Here is a 16529-nt window from a genome sequence, read left to right as displayed (position 1 = left end):
TCGGTGACCGTTCGCCGCCGGCCTTCACATCGCGGGCTCCGGCTCCTATAGTCCGAACCCGAAGGTCGCCTTGCAACACATCGTATCGCTGAGAGATACGACTTCGAATCGCCAGGCGGAAAGGAATCCCATGCCGCAGCCGAGCCGGTCGCCGTCCCCCGAACTCGACCCCGAGCTGTTCCTGCCCGACCCCGAGCCCGCCGAGGTCCGCTACACGGTGATCTCGGTGGACGACCACGTCGTCGAACCACCCCACCTGTTCGAGACCCACCTGCCCGCGTCGCTGCGCGCACGCGGCCCGCGCATCGTCGAGAACGCGAACGGCGCGCAGGTCTGGGAGTTCGAGGGCAAGCGCTACTCGCAGGTCGGCATGAACGCCGTCGCCGGGCGCCGCCCCGAGACCGTCGGCCTCGAACCGTTCCGCTTCGACCAGATGCGGGCCGGCTGCTACGACGTGCACGCCCGGGTCGAGGACATGGACCTGGGCGGGATCCGGGCCATGCTCAACTTCCCGTCGCAGATCACCGGGTTCTGCGGCCGGGTGTTCGCGCACGCGAAGGACGTCGAGGTCGGCAAGGCGTGTGTGCGCGCGTGGAACGACTGGATGTACGAGGAGTGGTACCGCGCCTACCCCGAGCGGATCATCCCGGGCGGCATCGCCTACCTGTCGGACCCGGCCGAGGCGGTCGCCGAGATCGAACGCAACGCGGCCCGCGGCTTCACCTCGGTGACCTTCCCCGAGCGCCCGCACGCGATCGGCCTCCCGTCGCTGTGGGACCGCGGCCACTGGGACCCCATCATCCGCGCCTGCGTCGAGACGGGCACCGTCGTCTCGCTCCACGTGGGCAGTTCGGGCATGCATCCGATCCCGCCGGGCGGTCCCGCGCTGCAGATCGGCGCGACCATGTTCGGCCAGCTCTCGCTCGGCGCGTGCAGTGAATGGTTGTGGTCCGGCTACCCGGTCGAGCACCCCGACCTGAAGATCGCCATGAGCGAGGGCGGCATCGGCTGGGTACCCATGCTCATCGACCGCCTCGACAACATCGTCGACCGGTCCGGCTACGGCCTGGGCTGGGACGAGCGCCCCGCCGACGTACTGCGCCGCAACTTCTGGTTCTGCACCCTCGACGACCCCTCCACGATCGCGCTGCGGCACGTCATCGGCGTCGACCACATCATGCTGGAGACCGACTACCCCCACGGGGACGGCACTTGGCCGCACACCCAGGACGTCATCGCGCGGTACTGGGGCGACATCCCGGCGCACGAGCTGCGGATGATGTGCAGCGGGAACGCCGCGAAGCTGTACCGGCACCCCCTGCCCGAGGTCGTACTGCCCCTGGACGCCTGACGCCGCCGCCCCGACAGACCCGCCCGCGACGGACCCGACGGGCCGCCGCGTCCTCCCTCAGGAAGGCATCCCATGACATTCGTGCCGACGGCCCGGACGCTCATGCCCGACCTCACCCCGGCCCAGGAGATCGTGCTGCTCGCACGCACGCTGTGGCGCGAGGGCTACGACGACCACCTCGCCGGGCACATCACCTACAACCTCGGCGACGGCACCCTGCTGTGCAACCCGTGGCTGCTCACCTGGAACGAGATCCGCCCGCGCGACATCATCCGCATCGACCTGGACGGCAACGTCGTCGAAGGCGAGTGGCCCGTCCCGCTCGGCATCCCGCTGCACCTCGAACTGCACAGGCTCCGCCCCGACGTCCAGGTCGCCATGCACAACCACCCGCGCTACGGCACCGTGTGGGCCGACATGGGGGAGATCCCGCCCGCGTACGACCAGAGTTCCAGCATCGGCGGTGGCGGCGACCTCGTCCTGGTCGACGAGTACCAGGGCGCCGTCGACAACGGCTCCGCCGCCGCCAAGACCGTCGCCGCGATGGGCGACGGGGAACTCGCGCTGCTCGCCGGACACGGCGTGTTCGTACTCGGCGTCACCGTGCGGGCCGTCCACCAACGCGCCGTCGCCCTGGAGACCCGCTGCCGCAACGCCTGGATGGTCCGCGCCGCCGGCGGCCCCACCACCGGTTCCCTCCCCGAGGCCTGGTTCGCCCGCACCCGCACCGGCGACGGAAACGGCTTCCGGGGCTTCTGGGAGGCAAGCGTCCGCGCCGAACTCGCCGCCGACCCCACCCTCCTCGACTGACCCACGGCCGACCCCGCGATATCCGGGCGATCGGGGGCGGGCCCGTCGATGTCACGGGACCGCCCCCGGCCGTCGAAACGGCGAGCGAGGTGCGGGTCAGGGAATGGAGATGCTGGACCCGACGACCTGGCTGTACGCCTCCGGCCACACGCTCCCGGTGATCAGGCCGGTGCAGTTCGCGAAGAGGTAGACCGTGGCGACCTGGTCGGTCCGGTTGTACACCAGTGGATCCGGGGCGTCGGAGTTGAGGCAGCCGCTCGGGTCGGTGTACTCGGCTCGATTGATGTACAGCGTGCCGGTCGCGGCGTAGGCGGGGAGGGTCTGGGTCAGGGCGAGGGTCGCGGCGGCTGCCAAGGTGACGCAGGTTGCTGCGATGCGGCGCATGGAGATGTCTCCTCGAGATCGGCCGACGGTGGCCCCGACGACCACCGTCGACACCCCCTGTATCCAAAGAGACGCACTGTGTAACCAGGCGGTTGCCGCCGGTGCGCCCGAATGCGAGGGACACGCGGATCCCGCCCACCGCCACGGTGGATCGCCGCCGCCCCGTGGCACGCGCCGGCTACGGAGTCGGAACGGGGCCCGGTGCGCGGCCCCGGATGCCGGTGAAGTGCACCGTGACCGCGCGGCGCGCACGCTCGGCGTCGCGCGCGGCGACCGCGTCGTAGACCTCGCGGTGTTGCGCCGCGACCTCCGAGGCGGACTCGCCGATCGGCGGCAGGTCGGCGGCGAGCCGGTCGTACGCGTCCCAGAACGCCGCGAGCAGACGCAGCATCAGATCGTTGCCCAGCGGGCGATACAGCGTCTCGTGAAACCGGCGGTCGGTCAGCGGCGACACCTCGCCGTGGGCCGCCTCGGCCGCCATCAGATCGGCCACCGAGCGCAGATCCGCCAGGTCGGTGTCGTCGGCGATCTCGACGACCTGTCCGATCAGGCCCGCCTCCAGCGCCTCGCGCACCGCGACCAGTTCGGTGATGCTCCGTGCGCCGGAGGCCTGGGAAAGGCGGCCGTGGAAGGACAGTTCGTCCACGAGTGCGCCGAGGGACATGCGGCCCACGTAGGTCCCGAAGCCGTGCCGGATCTCCACGATGCCCACGGCCTGAAGGGCTTTCAGCGCCTCGCGCACGGAGTTGCGGCTGACGCCGAGGAGTTCCATGAGATCGGTCTCGGTGGGCATGGGATCGCCCGCGTCCAGGCCGCGCTCCAGGATCAGCTCCTTGATCCGCTCCTGTACGCCGTTGTTGCGCCGGTTGCGCACCGTCATCGCGTCCCCCATCGCCGAACGTCCCTGGACGTCACCCTACTCATCGACGCACCCGTCGCCTCACCCGTCGACTCGTCCACGCCGGTCGCGCGGCGTGGTCGTCGCATCGGTTCGCCTCTGCCTCTTGACCCGGTCACGGATGGCCTCCTAATCTCACCCGAGTCTAGAGGTAGGACGTCCCTCGTTCCACATCCGATGTCCATTGTTCGACGATTGTTCTGCACGATCCCCATAGATTTGCCCGAGTTCCCGCATCACCGGACAAGAAGGAGGCGCCGTGTTCGAGTCGCGTTCACCCGCCCCGGCCCTGGGCCGCCGACAGTTCCTGCGCTTCACCGGCGCACTCGGCGCGGCCGCCGCCATCGGCACCTCCCTCGCCGCGTGCGGCCCCGAGTCGACGAACACCGGCAACGGGAGTTCGGGAGGCAAGGGCGGCGCCAAGAAGTCCATCAACGCCGGCCTCTCCTACACCCTGAGCACCGGCTTCGACCCGATGAGCGCGTCCGGCGCGCTCCCGGTGGCGGCAAACATGCACGTCTTCGAGGGGCTGGTCGACCTCGATCCGGTCACCCGCAGCCCCTATGCCGCGCTCGCGGCGGCGATGCCGCAGCAGGTGGACGCCACGACATGGCGGGCCAAGGTGCGACCGGGTGCCACCTTCCACGACGGCTCGCCCGTCACCGCCGAGGACGTCGCCTTCAGCTTCCAACGTGTCCTGGACCCGGCGAACAACTCCCTGATCAGCCAGTTCCTGCCGTTCCTGCGCGAGGTGCGCGTCGTCGACGCCGACACGGTGGAGTTCGCTCTCGCGTTCGCGTTCGCGTTGTTCGGCGAGCGCATATCCGTGGTCAAGATCGTCCCCAAGGCCGTGGTGACCAGGGACCGGCAGCGCTTCGACGCCCTCCCGGTGGGCTCGGGCCCGTACCGCATGGTGTCCGCGACCAAGGACGACCGGATCGTCTTCGCCGAGCACACCGCCTACAACGGCCCCAAGCCGGCGCGCGCCGCAACGATGAACTGGCTGCTGCTCGCCGACGCCTCCGCCCGGGTCACCGCACTGGACTCCGACCGCGTCCAGGTCGTCGAGGACGTCCCCTACATCAACTACGCCCAGGTCAAGAAGGCCCACCGGGCCGACTCCGTACAGAGCTTCGGCCTGCTGTTCCTGATGTTCAACCTGCGCCGCAAGCCCTTCGACGACGTGCGCGTGCGCCAGGCGCTGCACTGGGGCCTGGACAAGGAAAAGCTGATCGCCACCGGCCTGCTCGGCAACGCCACCCCCGCGAGCAGCTTCCTCCAGGAAACGCACCCCGACTACCGCCGCGCGGCCACCGTCTACGGCTACGACCCGGCCAGGGCCAAAAGCCTGCTCGCCGAGGCCGGCGTGAGCGGGCTCGACCTCACCCTGGTGCTCACCGACACCGCGTGGGTCAAGGACATCGCCCCGCTGATCAAGGAGAGCTGGGACGGGATCGGCGTGCGCACCACGCTCGACATCGGCCAGTCCGGCGGCCAGTACAAGAACAAGATCGACAACGGCGAGTATCAGGTGATGGCCGCCCCCGGCGATCCCTCGGTCTTCGGCAACGACGTCGACCTGCTGATGCGCTGGTGGTACGTGGGTCTGTGGGCCGACAAGCGGCACATGTGGGCGCAGACCCCCGAGGGCCGACAGGCCCGGACCCTCCTGGACGCGGCAGCCGCCGAGGCCGACACCGTCAAGCGCAAACAACTGTGGGGGCAGGCGATCGATCTGGCCGCCGCACAGGTCCCGCTCTACCCCGTCTTCCATCGCAAGCTCGCCACCGCCTGGAACGACAAGGCGCTCACCGGCTTTCGGCCGCTGCCCACCACCGGCCTGTCCTTCCTGGACGCCGGACCCACCTGAGCCGCCCGGCCCCGGTTCCCGCCCCTCGTCCGGCCCGCTCGCGCCCTCCCCTGCGAGCGGACCGGTTCCTCCGCCCCCGAGAGCCCATGACCACGATCCTGCGTATGGCCGGCAGACGCCTGCTCACCCTTCCACCCCTCCTATTGGGGATCACGTTGTTCGTCTTCGTGGTCCTGCGTTTCTCACCCACCGACCCCGCCTACAACGCCCTGGGCGAAGGCGCCTCCGACGCGGCGCGCGATGCCTACGCCGCCGACCACGGACTCGACGACCCGATCGTGGTGCGCTACCTCGCCTTCCTGGGCGACCTCCTGCACGGCGACCTCGGCGTCACCTCCCCACCGAGCAAGCCGGTCTCGGACGCGATCTTCACCGCGCTTCCCCTGACCCTGCAACTGACGTTCCTGGGCATGCTGTTCGCGTCACTGGGCGCGTTGGTGCTCGGCGTCACCGCGGCCGTCTTCCGCGACCGACGGCCCGACCACGTCATCCGGGTGTTGTCGATCGCCGGCGTGGCCACGCCCTCGTTCTGGCTCGGCATCCTGCTCATCCAGCAATTCGCGCTGCGCCTGGGCTGGTTTCCCACCGGCGGCTACGTCAACCCGGCCGACGGCGTGGGCGCCTGGCTGCGAAGCCTGTTCCTGCCGGCCGTCGCCATCGCCGTGCCGGTCGGCGCGTCCCTGACCCGGATCGTCCGCACCTCCATGGTCGAGGAACTCGATCGCGACTACGTACGCACCGCCGCCGGAAACGGCCTGCCGCCCCTGGTGATCGTGGGCCGCAACGTGTTGCGCAACGCCCTGGTCACCCCGCTGACCGTGCTCGGTCTGCGCGCCGGATACGCGCTGGGCGGCGCGGTGGTGATCGAGACCATCTTCGGTCTCCCCGGACTCGGCACGCTCATCCTCAACGGCGTCACCTCCGGCGACGTGGCCGTCGTCCAGGGCACCGTCCTCGTGATCGCGGTCGCGTTCGTCCTGGTCAACCTGATCGTCGACCTCGCCTGCCTGTTCGCCAACCCCCGCACCAGGGAGGCCTGATGATGCGCCCCGAACTGGTCGCCCGACTCTCGCGCCCCGGCGTGCGATGGCGCCGGTTGTCCGTACCCGCCCGCGTGTGCGTGGGCGCGCTCGCGCTGCTGTGCCTGGCCGCCCTGCTGGGACCGTGGATCGCCCCGCACGACCCGCTCGCCACCGGCGTCCCCGCCCGGGGGCCCTCCGCCGAACACTGGTTCGGCACCGACCGGGCCGGGCGCGACGTGTTCTCCCGCCTGCTGGTCGGCGCCCGCTGGTCGCTCGCCATCGGCCTGGGCGCCACCGCCCTGGCCCTCGTGCTCGGATGCCTGCTCGGCGCCGTCGCCGCCACCTCGCGACGCCTGGTCGACGAGAGCGTCATGCGCATGCTCGACGTGGTCATGGCCTTTCCCAACGTGGCCCTGGCCGCGGTGTTCGTCGCCGTCTTCGGCAGCTCGCTGAACGTGCTGATCTGCTCGATCGCGTTCCTGTACACCCCCTCGCTGGCCCGGGTCGTGCGCGCCAACGTGCTCGCGCAGTACGGCGAGGACTACGTCGCGGCCGAACGCGTGATCGGTGCCCGCCGCCCGCACATCCTGATCCGACACGTCGCGGTCAACTGCGCCGCGCCCATCCTGGTCTTCGCCACCGTCCTGGTCGCCGACGCCATCGTCTTCGAGGCGAGCCTGTCCTTCATCGGCGCCGGCGTACCGGACCCCGACCCCTCGTGGGGATCGGTGATCGCCTACGGCCGCACCCTCGTCCTCACCGGAGGCTGGTGGGCCACCTTCTTCCCCGGCCTGATGATCCTGCTCACCGTGCTCGCCCTGAACGTGCTCGCCGAGGGCATCTCGGACGCCTGGGCCGCGCCCGCCGGAAAGACCGCCCGGGACCCGATCGAGACCGAGCGCGAATCCGCCCGCGCCGTGCCGTTCGACGCCGCCGCGCAGGCCCTGCTCGACGCGCGCCTGGCCGAGGCGGCCGACCGGTTGCCGACCCGCGAGGTCCCCGACGCGCCACCGCTGCTGTCGGTGCGCGGGTTGTCCGTGCGCTTTCCCGACCGGCACGGCGGCGTACGCGTCGTCGAGGACGTCGGCTTCGACGTACGCCCCGGGGAGACCGTGGGCCTGGTCGGCGAGAGCGGCTGCGGCAAGAGTCTCACCAGCCTGGCCGTGATGGGCCTGCTCCCCAGGGGCGCCGAAACCGACGGGGAGGTGCGCTTCGCCGGCCGCGACCTGCTCGCGATGACCCCGCGCGAACGCCGCCCGCTCCTGGGCCACGAGATGGCCATGATCTACCAGGACGCGCTCAGCTCGCTCAATCCCGGCCTGACCATCAAGGCGCAACTGCGCCAGCTCACCGCGCGCGGCGGCACCCGCACCCCCGCCGAACTGCTCGAACTGGTCGGCCTGGACGCCGACCGAACCCTGCGCAGTCATCCGCACCAGCTCTCCGGCGGACAGCGACAGCGCGTGCTGATCGCGATGGCCCTCTCCCGCGACCCACGACTGATCCTCGCCGACGAACCGACCACCGCGCTGGACGTGACGGTGCAGGCCCAGGTCGTGGACCTGTTGACCCGGCTGCGTGACGAACTCGGGTTCGCCCTGGTCCTGGTCTCGCACGACCTGGCCCTGGTGTCCTCGATGGCGGACCGGATCGTGGTCATGTACGGCGGCCACGTGGTCGAGACCGGCCGCACCGCGGAACTGGTGCGCGACCCCCGCCACCACTACGCCCGCGGCCTGCTGGGATCGGTGCTGTCCCTGGAGGCCGGCGAGGAACGCCTGCACCAGATACCCGGCGTGGTGCCGTCACCGGCCGACTTCGCCCCGGGTTGCCGCTTCGCCGAACGTTGCCCGGCGGCCGACGCGCACTGCCGCGACGTGCGACCGGCCCTGACCGGCGACGCGCACGCCCACGCCGCCGCCTGCCACCACCCGGCCCGCGCCACGACCGGAGGCATCCGATGAACCGGACCACACCCGCATCCGCGACCGGCCTCGATCCCGCGACACCGGCCGGGCCCGCCGTGCTCTCGGCGCACGACGTGGACGTCACCCACGCCGTCGCCGGCGCCGGGCTCTTCTCCCGGGCGCACCTGCACGCCCTGACCGGCGCGCGCGTATCGGTACACCGCGGCGAAGTGCTGGGCATCGTCGGCGAATCGGGCTGCGGCAAGTCCACGCTGGCCCGCGTGCTGGTGGGACTGCAAAAGCCCACCGCCGGCCATGTGCGCTTTCGTGACGACGACCTGTGGACGATGCCCGCCGGGCGTCGCGGCAGCGAGTTCGGCGGTGCGGTGGGCATGGTCTTCCAGGACGCCTCCACCGCACTGAACCGACGCCTGACCGTACGACGCATCCTGCGCGACCCCCTCGACGTGCACGCGCGCGGCACCGGGGATCAGCGCGAGGCCCGGGTCCGCGAGGTGCTGAACCTGGTCGGCCTGCCCGCGAGCGCGGCCGAGGCGCTGCCCGGACAACTGTCCGGCGGACAACGCCAGCGCGTGGCCATCGCCCGCGCTGGTCCTGGAGCCCGAGGTGATCGTCGCCGACGAACCCACCTCCGCGCTCGACGTGTCCGTGCGCGCACAGATCCTCAACCTGCTCCGCGACCTCAAGGACCGACTCGGCCTGGGCCTGGTGTTCATCTCGCACGACATCCAGACCGTGCGCTACCTCGCCGACCGGATCGCCGTCATGTATCTGGGCCGCGTCGTCGAGGAGGGCCCGACCGCGCGGATCACCACCACCCCACGCCACCCCTACACGGTCGCCCTGTTCTCGGCCACGCCCGGCATGCTCGACGCGACCGAGCGGATCACCCTGACCGGACCCCTGCCCTCCGCCGTCGACCCGCCGAGCGGATGCCCCTTCCGGACCCGGTGCCACCGGAGCACCGACATCTGCGCCGAAACGATGCCCGAACCGCACGAAGCGGAATCCGGGCACCACTTCCGGTGCCACCACCCCGTGTGACCCCTCGCCGCCCCCGCCGGGTTCCGCCATCGGTCCGCGCGACCCGCGGCCGCCCCTCCCCGTCCCCGTCTTCCGTTGTTCGTTCCCGTCTTCCCTTCACCGCCAGGAGCTCTGAACCGCATGGCCCCGTCGACCGCACTTCGCGGCGTCGTACCCCCCGTCTGCACCCCGCTGACCCCCGAGTCGGAGGTCGACGCCCCCTCGCTCGAACGACTGATCGCGCACCTGCTCGACGCCGGTGTGGACGGCCTGTTCGTGCTCGGTTCCACCAGCGAGGTCGCGTTCCTCACCGACGCGCACCGGGCCCGGGTGCTGGAGATCGCGGTGAACACCGTCGCCGGCCGGGTGCCCGTGGTCGCCGGAGTGATCGACACCACCACGCCGCGGGTGACCGAACACATCCGCGTCGCCGAGAAATGCGGCGCGGACGGCGTGGTGGCCACCGCCCCCTTCTACACCCGCACCCACCCGGCCGAGATCGACACGCACTTTCGCATGTTGCGCGCCGCCTCCGACCTGCCCGTGATCGCCTACGACCTGCCGGTGTCGGTGCACACCAAACTCGGCGTCGCACACCTGGCGACGCTGGCCCGAGACGGGGTGATCCGGGCGGTCAAGGACTCCAGCGGCGACGAGGGCGCACTGCGCCGGTTGCTCCTGGAGACCGCCGACGTCGCGGACTTCACGGTGCTCACCGGTTCGGAGTTGACCGTGGACACCGCCTTCCGCATGGGCGCCCACGGCGTGGTCCCGGGTCTGGGCAACGTCGACCCGCACGGCTACGTCCGCCTGCGGGACCTGACCGCGGCCGGTGACTGGGACGCGGCCAAGACCGAACAGGAGCGCCTGATCGCGCTGTTCGGCCTCGTCGACGCCGGAGCGCCGGAGCGTATGGGGCGCGGATCGTCGGCGCTGGGCGCGTTCAAGGCCGCGCTGCACCTGCTCGGCCTGATCGACTGTCCCGCGACCGCCGCCCCGCAGATTCCCCTGAACGCGGCCGAGATCGCCGACGTGCGCGCCCACCTCGTCCGGGCCGGCCTGCTCGCGACATGACGGATCCCGGATGGCCCCGGATCGGGGTCGACATCGGCGGGACGAAGATCGCCGTCGGGCTCGTGCACCGCGACGGCGGGGTCACCGACCGGCGCGTGCGCGCGACCCCGGCCGCGGCGGGCGCGGACCGCGTGCTCGCGACGGTGATCGACCTGGTGCGCGAACTCGCCCCGGCCGCCGCCTGCGTGGGCATCGGCGCGCCCGGCGCGGTGGACGTGCGCACCGGGACCGTGCGTTTCGCGACCGATCTGCTCCCCGGCTGGGCGGGCACACCCGTGGGCGGCACGGTGGAGTCGGCCACCGGTCTGCGGACCCTGGTGGACAACGACGTCAACGTGCTGGCCCTGGGCGAACTCCGGCGCGGCGCGGCGATCGGCAACGACGCGGTGTTGTACGTGTCGGTCGGCACCGGCGTGGGCGGCGCCCTCGCCCTCGGCGGCCGGATCGTCCGCGGCGCCCGCGGGGTCACGGGCGAGTTGGGCCACCTGAGCGTGGCCGGCCCGGTCTCGGCACGCCGGTGCGGCTGCGGACGCACCGGGCATCTGGAGGCGGTCGCGTCCGGGCCCGCGATCGAGGCGGCGTACGGCGCGCCCGGACCGGACCTGCGGGAGATCGCCCGCCGCGCGCACGCCGGGGAGGCCCGCGCCGGCGCGGTGATCACGGGGGCCGCGGTCGCCCTGGGCCGCACCCTCGGCGGGCTGGTGAGCGCGCTCGACCCGCGGGCCCTGGTCCTGGGCGGCGGGGTGAGCGGTATCGGCCCGCTGTTCACCGATCCGCTCGCCGACGCCCTGCGCGCCGAGGTCCTGCCGCCGCTGCGCACGATCCCGGTGCTGACGGCGGGTCTGGGCCTGGACGCGCCCCTGGTCGGTGCGGCCCTGCTGCCCGAGGACCTGGCGGACCCGGTGCGAGGGCGCGACCCCGTTTCCGCCGTACCCGGACCCGACGATGCCGTCGACGAACCCGGAGGGAACCACAACTCTTGCCGAGCGAAACGGATATGACGATGCATCACCTTCTTGAGCCGTTGCGCGGCGCGCTGATCGTCTCGGTCCAGGTGCACCGTGCGGACGACCCGCTGCGCGGCCCGGCGATCATGGCGGCGATCGCACGCGCCGCGGTGGAGGGAGGCGCGGCCGGGATCCGCTGCGGCGGCATCGGCGGCCTCCCCGACGTCGAAGCGGTGTGCGCGGCCGTGGACGTGCCGGTGATCGGGTTGTGGAAGGACGGCGACACGGACGTCTACATCACGCCGAGCGTCGACCACGCCGTGGCGGTGGCGGCGGCGGGGGCGTCGATCGTCGCGATCGACGGCACCGCCCGTGTCCGGCCCGACGGCAGCACGTTCGCCGACGCGGTGCGCGCGGTCCACGCGGCCGGGGCGCTGGTTCTCGCGGACGTGTCCACCGAGGACGAGGCGCTGGCCGCGGAGGCCGCCGGCGCGGACGCGGTGGCGACGACACTGGCCGGCTACACCCCCGGCAGGACTCGGACCCCCGGTCCGGACCTGGTCCTGGTGGAGAGGCTCGCCGCGCGGATCACCGTCCCGGTGATCGCGGAGGGGCGCTATCACCGCCCCGCCGACGCGGCGGCGGCGATCACCGCCGGTGCGCACGCGGTGGTGGTGGGCACCGCGATCACGGTGCCGGCGTGGATCACCACGAACTTCCGCGAGGCGCTGCCGCGGCGGTAGTCCACCGGTGAGACCCACACCTGCCGCGTGCGGTGGGCGCGGGCGGTCCCGACTCGGCCGCGGGACTCGTTTTCCGAGCCCGCGGCGCCCGTCGGGGTCAACGGGAACGGGGGCCGGTGCGGACGTGTACACGTTCGCCCCGGGCGCCGAAGAGGTTGAGGATCTCCACGGCCGAGTCGCCGACGGGGCCGAACCAGTGGGGCACGCGGGTGTCGAACTCGACCGCCTCGCCCGGCTCCAGGACCAGATCGCGATCGCCCAGGACGAGTCGTACCCGTCCCGACAGGACGTACAGCCACTCGTGGCCCTCGTGCGTGCACGGCTCGGGCCGGTTCTGTGCGGCCGGGATGACCGACTTCCACGCCTGGAGGGGGCTCGGGCGATCGGTGAGCGGAAAGCGGGCCCTGCCGTGGCGCACACGGGCCCCGACGTGAATCCGGGACGTGCCCGACTCGGGCGTCCCGACGAGTTCGTCCAAGGGCAACCGGTACGCCTGCGCGATCGGCAACAACACTTCGAGGCTCGCGCGGCGATGCCCGGATTCCAACCTGGACAGGGTGCTGACGGAGATTCCCGTTGCCTCCCCCAGTGCGGACAGGGTCAGGCCGCGCCGGATACGGATGCGGCGAAGTCGCGGGCCGACCTGTGCCAACGTGATGGCGATCGACGGGGACGTGTCCATGCCTCGCATTCCATCGAACCATCGCCGAGGAGGGCAACGAAAGTTGCCGGTTCGGCAAATCCCGCGCGGCGATGGGAAAGCCGGAGGCGATGCCATGACCAGGAGATACGAAGCCTTCTCCTCGCGAAATCGGCGCACCCGGGGAGCTCCGACGGCAGCGCCCTTTGCGGGAACGGCAAAGATTTTTGCCGGCGGAGCGACCGGGGGCGCACGCTCTGGGCGGAGGTGATCGCCGTGAGCGACACGACGAACGAGGGACGAAACACCGCCGACGGTGACGTGTACGACGTGGTGATCGTGGGTGGGGGCGCGGCGGGGCTGAGCGCCGCACTGGTTCTGGGCCGGGCCCGGCGCCGGGTCGCGGTGGTCGACGCCGGGAACCCGCGCAACGCCCCGGCCCCGCACATGCACGGTTTCCTGTCCCGGGACGGGATGTCCCCGACGGAACTGCCGGCAGTGGGTCGCGCCGAGGTGGCCGGCTACGGGGTGGACCTGTTCGCATGCCGGGTGGATCAGATCGATCCCGGATTCTTCGTCCGACTGGACGGCGGGGCGGGGCTCAGGGCCCGGCGGGTGGTGATGGCCACCGGTCTGCGGGACGAGCTTCCGGCGATCCCGGGAGTGCGGGAGCGGTGGGGCAAGGACGTGTTGTTCTGCCCCTACTGCCACGGGTACGAGGTACGCGACCGGCCCATCGCGGTGTTGGGCACGCACCCGGGCGCGGTACGGCACGCCCTGCTGTTGCGGCAGTGGTCGCCCGATGTCGTCCTCTTCGCGCACACCCTGGATCTCGACGCGGACGAGCGCCGACAACTGGCCGCGCGCGACATCACCATCGCCGAGGGAACCGTCAAGCGCGTGGTGGTGGAAGCCGACCGGGTGCGCGGCGTCGAACTCGCCGAGGGCCATGTCTTCCCCCGCGGCGCGGTCTTCCTCTTCCCGGAGATGGTGCCCCGCGACACCCTGCTCACCGGCCTGGGCTGCGAGCGCGACGCGAACGGCCGGGTGAGCACGGACGACACGGGCCGCACCAGCGCGTTCGGAGTGTGGGCGGTCGGCAACGTCGCCGACCCGAAGGCGCTCGTGATCACCGCCGCGGGGCAGGGCGCGGCGGCCGGGTTCGCCCTCGACCACGACCTCGCGGCGGAGGACATCGAGCGCGCCGTGGAGAACCACGGCACCTCGACTCGCCCGCCTCGGGACGTCCCGCGACCGGCCCCGCGGGCCGCCGTCCGCGATTGACCTCCGGGCGTCCGCCGCCACATCGTCCCCGCGCATCGGCGGTCGCACCCCGAACGAGAACCACACCCACAAGGAGAGAGTCACCATGTCGGCAGGACCCGGCGGACCCGTGGACAGCGTCACCGAACAGAGCTTTCCCGTCCGCGTACTTCAGGCGGAGCGTCCGGTCCTGGTGCAGTTCTGGGCCCCGTGGTGCGGGCCGTGCATCAGGATCACGCCCGTCGTCGAGGAATTGGCCACCGAGCATGCGGGTGCCCTGGACGTCGTCAAGATCAACGTCGACGAGGAGCCCGTCCTGTCGAACCGGCACGCGGTCTCCTCCATCCCGGCCTTCGTCGTCTACGTCGACGGCGCCCCTGTGAAAGCGTGGACGGGCGCCGCTCCCAAGGCCGTTCTGCGACGAAACCTCGACCCCTTCCTGCCGGACGGCCGCGGCACGCCGTGCGGGTAGAGTTGCGCGGTGCCCGAGCTGAAGCGGCTGGAGGCCGACCACGCCCCCGCGGTCCTGGCCTTCGAGTCGGCGAACCGTTCCTACTTCGCCGCCTCGGTCTCCGATCGTGGTGACGAATACTACGAACGGTTCGCCGACCGGCACGCCGCCTTACTGGCCGAACAGGAGGCCGGCGTCTGCGTCTTCCACGTACTCCTCGCCGACGACGGCTCGGTCCTGGGCCGGTTCAACCTGTACGACCTCGACGACGGCACCGCCGAACTCGGTTACCGGGTCGCACGGCACGTCGCCGGCCGCGGCGTGGCAACGGCGGCCGTCGGGGAGTTGTGCCGCCTGGCGAGGGAGCGGTACGGACTGCACACCCTGCGGGCAGCCACCTCCCTTGCCAACGCCGCGTCACGGAGGGTGCTCACCAAGACCGGGTTCGTCCCGGTCGGAGCAACCGACCCTGCCGACCTCGGCGGCAAGCCGGGAACCTGGTACCAACGCGACCTCCGGGACGAGGCCGGTCGACCGGAAGCGTGAGCATGCGGAGTGGCGCGCGCGCCGTTCGGGACCGGGTGCCGCGTCCGCGCGCCGCCCGGCGTCTGTCGCCGGCCCGGGTGGGCGCGTCACCCGCATGGGGTAACACGGCGGGCGTCGGCAACCGGCTGGTACCAGGCTGAGGGGTGCCCGTGCGTGTCGATCGCCGCCGCGGCCACACGCCGGTTCATTCCCACCCACACACCCGACGGGCCTTCGCCCGCGCATGGTGTGTGGGTAGACGGAAGGTGGCCCATCATGAGCGTTTTCGAGACGTTGGAGTCGGAAGTGCGGAGCTACTGCCGCACCTGGCCCGCCGTATTCGATCGCGCACAGGGCGCTCGACTCACGGACGAGGACGGCCGCTCGTACCTCGACTTCTTCGCCGGTGCCGGCTCTCTCAACTACGGCCACAACGACCCGGTGCTCAAACGCGCGCTGATCGACTACCTCGAGCGTGACGGCATCACGCACGGCCTGGACATGGCCACCACGGCCAAACGCGCCTTCCTGGAGACCTTCGAGGACGTGGTCCTGCGGCCTCGCGACCTGCCGTACAAGGTGATGTTCCCGGGGCCGACCGGCGCCAACGCCGTCGAGGCGGCGCTGAAGCTCGCCCGAAAGGTCAAGGGACGCGAGTGTGTCGTCTCCTTCACCAACTCCTTCCACGGCATGTCGCTCGGAGCGCTCGCCGTGACCGGCAACGCGTTCAAGCGGGCCGGTGCCGGTGTCCCACTGGTGCACGGTGCGCCGATGCCGTTCGACCACTACTTCGACGACACGATCCCCGATTTCCTCTGGTTCGAGCACCTTCTGGAGGACCGCGGCTCGGGCCTGGACCTGCCGGCGGCGGTGATCGTGGAGACCGTGCAGGGCGAGGGCGGTGTCAACGTGGCCCGCGCCGAGTGGCTGCGCGCGCTCCGGGACCTGTGCCGGCGGCACGGCATGCTGATGATCGTCGACGACATCCAGATGGGCTGCGGCCGCACGGGCGGGTTCTTCTCCTTCGAGGAGGCCGGCATCGTCCCGGACATCGTCACCGTGTCGAAGTCCATCAGCGGATACGGGCTGCCGATGTCGCTCTGCCTGTTCACGGCCGAGTTGGACATCTGGGAGCCCGGTGAGCACAACGGCACCTTCCGCGGCAACAACCCCGCCTTCGTCACCGCCACCGCGGCCCTGGACGCGTACTGGACGGACGATCGCATGGAGAAGCAGACGCGGACCCACGGCGAGAGGGTCGAGGAATTCCTGCGGACTCGCGTCGACGAAACGGTCGGCGGCGATGCGAAATCCCGTGGGCGCGGCCTCGTCTGGGGGTTGGAGTTCGCCGACGAGACCCGGGCCGCCAAGGTCTGTTCGCGGGCCTTCGCACTCGGCCTGCTGCTGGAGACGTCCGGCACCCGGAGCGAGGTCGTCAAACTGCTGCCGCCGCTCACCATCTCTCCCGACGAACTGTGCGAGGGCCTGGACATCCTCGGCCGCGCGGTCGACGAAACCCGGTGACCTGCGGTCGCCTCATCCGCCGACGGCGACCGCGCCGACGAAACGCCGAACGGCGTCCCGACTCGGGAGGTTCACC

Annotated in this window: 15 protein-coding genes and 1 pseudogene; 13 read left to right on the top strand and 3 right to left on the bottom strand. The window is 71.5% G+C overall.

Going from position 1 to position 16529, the window contains the following annotated elements; genetic code table 11:
- The first annotated feature begins 130 nt into the window (after nucleotides 1–130).
- Both EMA17_RS03810 and EMA17_RS03805 read left to right on the top strand, forming a co-directional pair.
- Nucleotides 131–1351: an amidohydrolase family protein gene (locus EMA17_RS03810; protein ID WP_126635399.1), complete on the top strand. Its 1221-nt coding sequence runs from the start codon at nucleotides 131–133 to the stop codon at nucleotides 1349–1351.
- A gap of 72 nt (nucleotides 1352–1423) precedes the next feature.
- Nucleotides 1424–2161: a class II aldolase/adducin family protein gene (locus EMA17_RS03805; RefSeq protein WP_126635398.1), complete on the top strand. Its 738-nt coding sequence runs from the start codon at nucleotides 1424–1426 to the stop codon at nucleotides 2159–2161.
- A 96-nt stretch (nucleotides 2162–2257) separates the two neighbouring features.
- On the opposite strand, the gene EMA17_RS03800 is transcribed toward EMA17_RS03805, so the two are convergent.
- Together EMA17_RS03800 and EMA17_RS03795 are read right to left on the bottom strand one after the other, a co-directional pair.
- On the bottom strand, nucleotides 2258–2545 hold the full coding sequence (locus EMA17_RS03800; protein ID WP_126635397.1) for a hypothetical protein: 288 nt from the start codon (nucleotides 2543–2545) through the stop codon (nucleotides 2258–2260).
- A gap of 178 nt (nucleotides 2546–2723) precedes the next feature.
- On the bottom strand, nucleotides 2724–3437 hold the full coding sequence (locus EMA17_RS03795; protein ID WP_246126421.1) for a FadR/GntR family transcriptional regulator: 714 nt from the start codon (nucleotides 3435–3437) through the stop codon (nucleotides 2724–2726).
- 265 nt (nucleotides 3438–3702) lie between these two features.
- Between EMA17_RS03795 and EMA17_RS03790 the strand changes: the two genes are divergently transcribed.
- The 7 genes and pseudogenes from EMA17_RS03790 (at nucleotide 3703) to EMA17_RS03760 (ending at nucleotide 12050) form a co-directional block, all read left to right on the top strand.
- The gene (locus EMA17_RS03790) at nucleotides 3703–5313 is read left to right on the top strand and encodes an ABC transporter substrate-binding protein (protein WP_246126420.1); all 1611 of its coding nucleotides are present in this window, start codon (nucleotides 3703–3705) and stop codon (nucleotides 5311–5313) included.
- 86 nt (nucleotides 5314–5399) lie between these two features.
- Complete coding sequence (locus EMA17_RS03785) at nucleotides 5400–6353, top strand: ABC transporter permease (RefSeq protein WP_126635396.1); 954 nt, start codon at nucleotides 5400–5402, stop codon at nucleotides 6351–6353.
- Nucleotides 6353–8299 (top strand): dipeptide/oligopeptide/nickel ABC transporter permease/ATP-binding protein, encoded by a 1947-nt coding sequence (locus EMA17_RS03780; protein WP_126635395.1) that lies wholly within the window; start codon nucleotides 6353–6355, stop codon nucleotides 8297–8299. Before EMA17_RS03785 ends, EMA17_RS03780 begins: the two co-directional genes overlap by 1 nt.
- A pseudogene (locus EMA17_RS03775) lies at nucleotides 8296–9307 on the top strand (oligopeptide/dipeptide ABC transporter ATP-binding protein). Before EMA17_RS03780 ends, EMA17_RS03775 begins: the two are co-directional and overlap by 4 nt.
- A gap of 120 nt (nucleotides 9308–9427) precedes the next feature.
- Nucleotides 9428–10360: a dihydrodipicolinate synthase family protein gene (locus tag EMA17_RS03770; protein ID WP_126635394.1), complete on the top strand. Its 933-nt coding sequence runs from the start codon at nucleotides 9428–9430 to the stop codon at nucleotides 10358–10360.
- Nucleotides 10357–11361: an ROK family protein gene (locus EMA17_RS03765; RefSeq protein ID WP_126635393.1), complete on the top strand. Its 1005-nt coding sequence runs from the start codon at nucleotides 10357–10359 to the stop codon at nucleotides 11359–11361. The genes EMA17_RS03770 and EMA17_RS03765 overlap by 4 nt, the downstream gene beginning before the upstream one ends.
- Entirely contained in the window at nucleotides 11358–12050 is a 693-nt protein-coding gene (locus EMA17_RS03760; protein WP_218042616.1) for an N-acetylmannosamine-6-phosphate 2-epimerase, read from the top strand. Before EMA17_RS03765 ends, EMA17_RS03760 begins: the two co-directional genes overlap by 4 nt.
- Nucleotides 12051–12147: 97 nt before the next feature.
- Here the strand turns inward: EMA17_RS03760 and EMA17_RS03755 are convergent, their stop codons facing one another.
- Entirely contained in the window at nucleotides 12148–12732 is a 585-nt protein-coding gene (locus EMA17_RS03755; RefSeq protein ID WP_126635391.1) for a helix-turn-helix domain-containing protein, read from the bottom strand.
- Between the two features lie 234 nt (nucleotides 12733–12966).
- Here EMA17_RS03755 and EMA17_RS03750 point away from each other — a divergent pair, with 234 nt between their 5' ends.
- The 4 genes from EMA17_RS03750 to ectB all read left to right on the top strand — a co-directional run bounded on the left by EMA17_RS03750 (nucleotide 12967) and on the right by ectB (nucleotide 16453).
- Nucleotides 12967–13974 carry an NAD(P)/FAD-dependent oxidoreductase gene (locus EMA17_RS03750; RefSeq protein ID WP_371862953.1) on the top strand — a complete coding sequence of 336 codons (1008 nt, stop codon included), beginning with the start codon at nucleotides 12967–12969 and terminating at the stop codon, nucleotides 13972–13974.
- An 85-nt stretch (nucleotides 13975–14059) separates the two neighbouring features.
- Nucleotides 14060–14425 carry a thioredoxin family protein gene (locus EMA17_RS03745; RefSeq protein WP_126635389.1) on the top strand — a complete coding sequence of 122 codons (366 nt, stop codon included), beginning with the start codon at nucleotides 14060–14062 and terminating at the stop codon, nucleotides 14423–14425.
- 9 nt (nucleotides 14426–14434) lie between these two features.
- Nucleotides 14435–14950, top strand: coding sequence for a GNAT family N-acetyltransferase (locus EMA17_RS03740; protein WP_126635388.1), 516 nt, complete (start codon nucleotides 14435–14437; stop codon nucleotides 14948–14950).
- Nucleotides 14951–15205: 255 nt separating this feature from the next.
- Nucleotides 15206–16453 (top strand): diaminobutyrate--2-oxoglutarate transaminase, encoded by a 1248-nt coding sequence (ectB, locus tag EMA17_RS03735; RefSeq protein WP_126635387.1) that lies wholly within the window; start codon nucleotides 15206–15208, stop codon nucleotides 16451–16453.
- Nucleotides 16454–16529: the final 76 nt, after the last annotated feature.

This window comes from Embleya hyalina (assembly GCF_003967355.1).
In the GTDB taxonomy this organism is placed as follows: domain Bacteria; phylum Actinomycetota; class Actinomycetes; order Streptomycetales; family Streptomycetaceae; genus Embleya; species Embleya hyalina.
This window is presented reverse-complemented; position numbering and strand designations above follow the sequence as displayed.

Bases quoted from the DNA above. Each gene is read 5' to 3' on its own strand.
- EMA17_RS03780 (WP_126635395.1), top strand. From the start codon at position 6,353: ATGATGCGCCCCGAACTGGTCGCCCGACTCTCGCGCCCCGGCGTGCGA.
- EMA17_RS03805 (WP_126635398.1), top strand. From the start codon at position 1,424: ATGACATTCGTGCCGACGGCCCGGACGCTCATGCCCGACCTCACCCCG.
- EMA17_RS03760 (WP_218042616.1), top strand. From the start codon at position 11,358: ATGACGATGCATCACCTTCTTGAGCCGTTGCGCGGCGCGCTGATCGTC.
- EMA17_RS03810 (WP_126635399.1), top strand. From the start codon at position 131: ATGCCGCAGCCGAGCCGGTCGCCGTCCCCCGAACTCGACCCCGAGCTG.
- EMA17_RS03755 (WP_126635391.1), bottom strand. From the start codon at position 12,732: ATGGACACGTCCCCGTCGATCGCCATCACGTTGGCACAGGTCGGCCCG.
- EMA17_RS03770 (WP_126635394.1), top strand. From the start codon at position 9,428: ATGGCCCCGTCGACCGCACTTCGCGGCGTCGTACCCCCCGTCTGCACC.
- EMA17_RS03795 (WP_246126421.1), bottom strand. From the start codon at position 3,437: ATGGGGGACGCGATGACGGTGCGCAACCGGCGCAACAACGGCGTACAG.
- EMA17_RS03765 (WP_126635393.1), top strand. From the start codon at position 10,357: ATGACGGATCCCGGATGGCCCCGGATCGGGGTCGACATCGGCGGGACG.
- EMA17_RS03745 (WP_126635389.1), top strand. From the start codon at position 14,060: ATGTCGGCAGGACCCGGCGGACCCGTGGACAGCGTCACCGAACAGAGC.
- ectB (WP_126635387.1), top strand. From the start codon at position 15,206: ATGAGCGTTTTCGAGACGTTGGAGTCGGAAGTGCGGAGCTACTGCCGC.
- EMA17_RS03800 (WP_126635397.1), bottom strand. From the start codon at position 2,545: ATGCGCCGCATCGCAGCAACCTGCGTCACCTTGGCAGCCGCCGCGACC.
- EMA17_RS03785 (WP_126635396.1), top strand. From the start codon at position 5,400: ATGACCACGATCCTGCGTATGGCCGGCAGACGCCTGCTCACCCTTCCA.